A 6,000-nucleotide genomic window follows, 5' to 3' on the forward strand; every position below is an offset into this window, starting at 1 on the left:
TACCCTCAACAATAACTTGTCAAGGAAAACAAGACGGATGCCAAGAACTATGGCGACTTAAAAGGTTGGATGTATGATGATTTCCCTGTTCTCCGGATAGGTTATCTCGTATTTCACGGTTATCGTTTTTTCTTCTCCCTGCTTTAGCTTTAAGTTCCATGTATAAAGTCCCTTTTGCGTCATTTCTGTTGGTTTGGGGTCAATGTTTATTACGTCTACCTTTATGTCTTGATGAGTGCTAACGGGAATTCTGTCTATTACACTAACCGTTATTTCGCTTGAAAGTCCGTTTACTACGTGAATATCATATCCGTCTACGAGGGTTCCCTTGGTCCACTTCTCTCCGGATTTTGGTATCAAAGCCTCCTTTTTTGCCATTACCAATGGCACTCTACCCATAGACAAACGAAGACTTTCACCCATGCTCGTGGTTTGAATAGTTGTAATTCCTGTGGGTGTATGGTCTATCGAAAGATAAACTTTCCCTTCTAAAAGGGACTTATCTAGGGGGCTCGTTTGAGCAATGATCCAGGCCTGCGAATCAATTTGTGGCAAGCAGATTATTTCTGCATCTACTTTTCCGTTGTATCTTTCAAGCGGCAATATCGTAGGAGTCCCAGTTCCTGAAACTTGATCCTTTATAGTGTATACGAGACCAGGAAGGGATTCCTTCCTTGCGATAGCTTCTTGAGCAAAGTCTTCTGCTTTGGTGGAAAGACTTTTTATACTGATAGGTTCTCGAAACTCAACGATTAAGGGCGGAAGCTCCGGAAGTTCAACCTCATTTTGTGCGGGGTTGGTATAAAGTTTTATCTCTCCTTTCCAAGGAATTCCGGTTTTTTGCATAATTTCAGCCTTGAGGTCAAGCGTCAATGCTCCCTTTTGAGAGTCGTAATTTGCGTAATAAAGGGGTTGCCAGCCAGCCTCGCTGCTAAAGGCCCTGATGGTTATTTTTCCTTTTCCGGACGAAGACAGCTTTATGTTCGCGGCAAAGTCATTTTTTGGGCGAAGTTCATTCCAGCGATTCTGCAAAATTTTTAAACCCGCTTTTTGTTCTTCTAGTTTTATCTCTAAATTGCAAACTTTTTGTTCGATGTCATATCTTTCTTTTTGCAATTCCTCAATGATTTTCATTCCCTTAGAAGTATCAAGTGGGAGGACAGTGTTTTCAAGTATTTTCGCGGATTGCCTTAAAGCATATAGTTGGGACTCGGTTTCTGAAATCTGCGTCAACTTTAAGCTAATTTGATCCCTTAAAGCCTCTAGCTCCGGGGGAAACCATTGATCGAGAAAGATCATATCCCGCTCTAGCTTAATTATATTGACGCCGTTATCGGGATGTACGGATATGCTGTTAGGATCTATTGATGGAGGAAGGATAACATTTGTCTCTCCAGGGGGTACTTCAAAGTAAAGAAAGGCGCCTTCAGGAAAGACATCAATCTTAGACGGAGCAAGCGGGGTTAAAGCATTCCCCTGGGCACTAAGAGTATATATGCCCATCAGTGCCGTAAAGACCATTACGAGTAAACATGTTAAAAAGCTTCGTTTCTTCATTAATGTCAACTCCTTTGATCAATTTTTGCTTTAAACCTATCAAAGAGAAGGGAACCTCTCATCGGAACCACCGCTTTGACGTGATTATATTAAAATAAAGGAGGAAAATGCGGTAGGTTATATTTACGATTAAAAGATCGTGCTAATATTAACTAGCTAGGACATAATGGTAGCATAAATTTAGAAGGTATGGCGCGGCAAAGTTAAATAGGAGTGGATTAAAAAGATGAGAGTAAAAAGCAAAAGTTCTGGTGCGGTAGTTTTTTTGCTTGAAGAGGGTAGGCCTTTATACTTGTTGCTCAGAGCTTACAATAATTGGGATTTTCCAAAGGGTGAGATTGAGCCATCGGAAGATCCCTTAGATGCAGCTAAACGTGAGATTGCTGAGGAAACGGGATTAAAAGACCTACAGTTTTTCGATGATTACATCGAGACGCCCCCATACGGTAAGGGCAAGGTTGCCAGATTTTACATTGCCGAGTCTAAGTCTAAAGATGTCTTTTTACCTATTTCATCAGAGCTTGGACGCCCGGAGCATCATGAATATAGATGGCTTTCCTATAGCGGAGCCAGGGCTATTTTAAGCGACAGGCTGAAAGCTGTATTGGATTGGGCTCATAGCAAAATTTGTGCTTATATAATCTTTAGGTCATTTGGAACAGATTTTAGGAATTAAAATGTAATGTGCACTCAAGAAAGGGGTGATGATCGTGTTAAATTGCGGAATTATTGGACTACCTTTATCCGGAAAGACGACGATTTTTAATGTAGTGACTTCCGCTGGTGCTGAGGTGAAATCCTATGCAGGTGGACGCATGGAACCGAACCGTGCTGTAGTAGATGTGCCTGACTCCAGACTGGAAGAGCTTGCTCAAGTTTATAAGCCCAAAAAGGTGGTTCCCGCCCAGATAGAATTCGTTGACCTTGCGGGACTTTCAAAAGATGCGAGCAAAGGCGCCGGCTTGGGCAATGCCTTTTTATCTTTCGTTGCCGAATCAGATGCGTTAATTCACGTTATAAGGTGTTTTGATAACCCTGAAGTTCCTCATCCGGAAGGAGATATAAACCCTGTCAGGGATTTCGATATAGTAGAGACCGAGTTGATATTTAGAGATCTGTTGGTCATTGAAAATCGATTGGATAGACTTGCAAAAAAGAAGGTTTTACAAAAAGAGGAAAACGAAGAAAAGAAATTGCTTGAGAAATGCCACTCCCATCTTTTTTCGGAGCGGCCTTTGCGAGAGCTTGAACTCACCGCTGAGGAACTTAAAAAAGCCAAAGGTTTCTCTTTTTTGACGCTTAAACCAGAATTGATCGTCCTAAACCTAGATGAAACACAGATGACCGATGAAAGAATCCCAGGCTACAAGGAGATGGTGAAACTCGTTTCGGATCGTGGCCTTTCTCTTATCAAAATGTACGGTAGAATGGAAATGGAGATGGCGGATCTTTCTTTAGAGGACCAAAAGGAATTCATGGAGGAGTTAGGAATAAAGGAAGTTGGCAGGGAAAGGCTCATACGGGAAGCCTATAAGATGCTCGGGCTGATTTCCTTTTTCACCATTGGGGATGATGAGGTTCGCGCCTGGACGATCCCTCAGGGCTCCACTGCATTGGATGCGGCAGGTACTGTTCATACCGATATGGCAAGAGGTTTCATACGAGCCCAGGTAGTGCATTTTGACGATTTTAAGGAGCATAGATTTTCAATGGCTGCAGTGAGGGAGAAGGGCTTACTGCGCTTAGAAGGCAAAGATTACGTTGTCAAAGATGGAGATATCATCGAAATACGATTTAACGTATAACACAAAGGTTTGGAGGGATGAAGTTGACTCATACTTATAGAGGCATAGCGATGACAATTGCTGGAAGCGATTCCGGCGGAGGAGCAGGGATAGAGGCAGATCTTGCTACTTTTCTGCACTTGCGTGTTTTTGGCACCGCAGCGTTGACAGCTGTTACTGCTCAGAATAGCTTGGGAGTACACGGGGTTTTTGACATTCCCACCGACATTATCAGGGCACAGATTCATGCTGTATTGACGGATTTCTCCGTCGGTGCGGTAAAGACTGGAATGCTCTCGAGAAAAGAGACAATTTCTGAAGTAGCTGAAAACATGAAGGTTCACAGGGTGGCCAAATTAGTCGTTGATCCCGTTATGGTAGCTCAAAGCGGCGATCCCTTGATGTTTGGCGCTGCTGTCGATGCCTTAAAAGGAGAGCTTTTGCCTCTTGCTTTCATTGTGACCCCAAACATACCCGAGGCAGAAAAGTTGAGCGGCATGACAATTACCTCTGTGGCTGAAATGCAGGAGGCAGCTGAAGTGATTGCCGATTTAGGTCCGAAAGGCGTGCTGATAAAAGGAGGTCATCTTGAGGGGGCAAAAGTGGTCGATTTATTCTATTACGAGGGAAATTTTCATATTTTTGAGCAAAAGCGAATAGATACTCAAGATCACCACGGCACGGGGTGTACCCTATCGGCCGCTATTGCTGCGGAACTTGCAGCCGGAACTGACGTCCTTGAAGCTATAAAAAGGGCACGCGATTATACCAGGCTCGCCATTGAACATAGATTTAAAGGCGGAAAGGGATATGGATGCGTGGGCCACATATTTAAGATAGATTGGTTGGAACCAGATAATTAGGCTTTCGTTTTAATTGCGCTATTCGGCGGGAGGATGAAAAATGTCAGATCATAACGATGAATTTGACTTTGCTAAGGTCATAGAGGAGATGGTATCGCGGCGGCCGTTGGTATATCACATGACCAATATGGTGGCCATCGGGGAGCAAGCCAATTTGGCTTTGGCAATCGGAGCCTCGCCGGTCATGTCTTTGTATCCGGGAGAAGCGGTTGAGCTGGTCATAGCTGCCGACTCTTTAGTGATTAATATAGGAACTCCATCTAAAGAAGGGATTGAAGCGATGTTTGCCGCCGCTAGAGAAGCCCGCGAGCTTGGCAAGCCTGCTCTTTTAGATCCTGTGGGTTACGGGGCCACTAAAATGAGGATGGGCCTGGTGGAAAGATTGCTCGATACAAAGGCCTTTAGCGTCGTTAAGGGTAATGGGGCCGAGATCTCGCTTCTCGGTGGGGAAGAAGCTCAGGTACGTGGTGTTGATTCGGTAGGTTCTCCCCGTGCAGCCCTAGCCACAAAATTCACGGCCAGGAAACACGACTGCATAGCCGTTGCAACAGGTCCGACGGATTACGTATCCGACGGAAAGGCGGTTTACTCGTTAAAAAGCGGCCATGAGTGGCTTTCCCTTGTCTCCGGCTCTGGATGTTATGTTGGCACTATGATAGCAGCCTGCATGACCGTTGCAGAACCGCTTATAGCATCTATGACTGCCCTCGCGCTCATGGGCGCTGCTGCTGAAAGGGCGGTAAGGGAATCCGAAGGCCCCGGCACCTTTCGCCCACACCTTTTTGACGCTCTTTATGCTTATACGAGAAACCCGAGGTCTTTTAAGATCTCCCAATGGGAAAAGATTGACTTCTAAACTAACAAGAGGGTGAAGTTGTTGGATTTGAAGGATAAGTTGAAACTTTACGTTATCTTGGACAGAATACTGGGGAAAGGCGTTCCCTTGCGTGAGCAAGCTCGTTTGGCCATAGCCGGTGGGGCTACGGCCATTCAACTTCGCGACAAGGTGATGAAAGGACGCGATTTTTATAGAGCAGCCCTGATCGTTAAAGAAGTCTGCAGCGAAAGGGGCGCACTGTTTATAGTCAACGACAGACTGGATGTAGCTCTTGCTGCCGATGCGGACGGAGTGCATTTGGGGCAAGAAGATTTACCCCTACAGGCCGCGAAGAAGATAACGCCCCCCGGTTTTATAATCGGAATTTCCGTCAGGACTCCCGCTCAAGCAGCAGCAGCTGAAAGAGGGGGAGCTGCCTACCTTGGTGTGGGGGACGTTTTTGGCACGTCGAGCAAGTCCGATGCAAAGACAATAGGCATCGAAGGGCTAGAAGAAGTTTGCAAAAGCACTTCGCTTCCCTGCGTGGCAATTGGCGGGATCGGAGCGCATAACGTTAAAAGGGCTTTGCAAGCCGGAGCAGTGGGCGTTGCCGTAATATCGGCCGTAGTATCGCAAAAGGACATCTGCGGCGCAGCAAGTACGCTAAGATCCCTCATCCCATGACGTGGAGCGAAGATTAGCGTGAATATGTGGAGAGTCTTATTTTGGCTCCTTTGGGGAAGTGCAGCACTGTGGGAGGCTTTGTTGCATTTGCTCGAATGGCGTTACCTGAAAGGGAAAACAGGCCTTCCTTTAGATTATAAGGAGACAACTTACTTGCCTTCTTTCAAGTGGGATAGAAGTGTTGCCTATGCTAAGGAGCGACTCAAAGTTTCTTTGGGCGAAACTCTGACAAATTATGCCTTATATGCCCTTATTGTAATGTGGGGTGTACCTACCCTGATCGATGAGTATCTGA

General features: G+C 45.5%; 7 protein-coding genes. 6 read left to right on the forward strand and 1 reads right to left on the reverse strand.

The annotated features are described in order from the left end of the window. Nucleotides 1-57 precede the first annotated feature (57 nt). Nucleotides 58-1,557, reverse strand: coding sequence for a DUF4139 domain-containing protein (locus Q7P41_RS03900; RefSeq protein WP_303882262.1), 1,500 nt, complete (start codon nucleotides 1,555-1,557; stop codon nucleotides 58-60). A gap of 226 nt (nucleotides 1,558-1,783) precedes the next feature. Here Q7P41_RS03900 and Q7P41_RS03905 point away from each other — a divergent pair, with 226 nt between their 5' ends. The 6 genes from Q7P41_RS03905 to Q7P41_RS03930 form a co-directional block, all read left to right on the forward strand. Then, nucleotides 1,784-2,233, forward strand: coding sequence for a bis(5'-nucleosyl)-tetraphosphatase (locus Q7P41_RS03905; RefSeq protein WP_303882263.1), 450 nt, complete (start codon nucleotides 1,784-1,786; stop codon nucleotides 2,231-2,233). 34 nt (nucleotides 2,234-2,267) lie between these two features. Continuing rightward, entirely contained in the window at nucleotides 2,268-3,362 is a 1,095-nt protein-coding gene (ychF, locus tag Q7P41_RS03910; RefSeq protein WP_303882265.1) for a redox-regulated ATPase YchF, read from the forward strand. Nucleotides 3,363-3,379: 17 nt separating this feature from the next. Continuing rightward, nucleotides 3,380-4,204, forward strand: coding sequence for a bifunctional hydroxymethylpyrimidine kinase/phosphomethylpyrimidine kinase (gene thiD, locus Q7P41_RS03915; RefSeq protein ID WP_303882267.1), 825 nt, complete (start codon nucleotides 3,380-3,382; stop codon nucleotides 4,202-4,204). Nucleotides 4,205-4,244: 40 nt separating this feature from the next. After that, nucleotides 4,245-5,060 carry a hydroxyethylthiazole kinase gene (gene thiM, locus Q7P41_RS03920; RefSeq protein WP_303882268.1) on the forward strand — a complete coding sequence of 272 codons (816 nt, stop codon included), beginning with the start codon at nucleotides 4,245-4,247 and terminating at the stop codon, nucleotides 5,058-5,060. A 12-nt stretch (nucleotides 5,061-5,072) separates the two neighbouring features. Continuing rightward, entirely contained in the window at nucleotides 5,073-5,705 is a 633-nt protein-coding gene (thiE, locus tag Q7P41_RS03925; protein WP_303882269.1) for a thiamine phosphate synthase, read from the forward strand. Between the two features lie 18 nt (nucleotides 5,706-5,723). Further along, a partial coding sequence (locus tag Q7P41_RS03930) for a hypothetical protein (protein WP_303882271.1) occupies nucleotides 5,724-6,000 on the forward strand: 277 nt, incomplete at its 3' end.

Source organism: Acetomicrobium mobile (genome assembly GCF_937920065.1).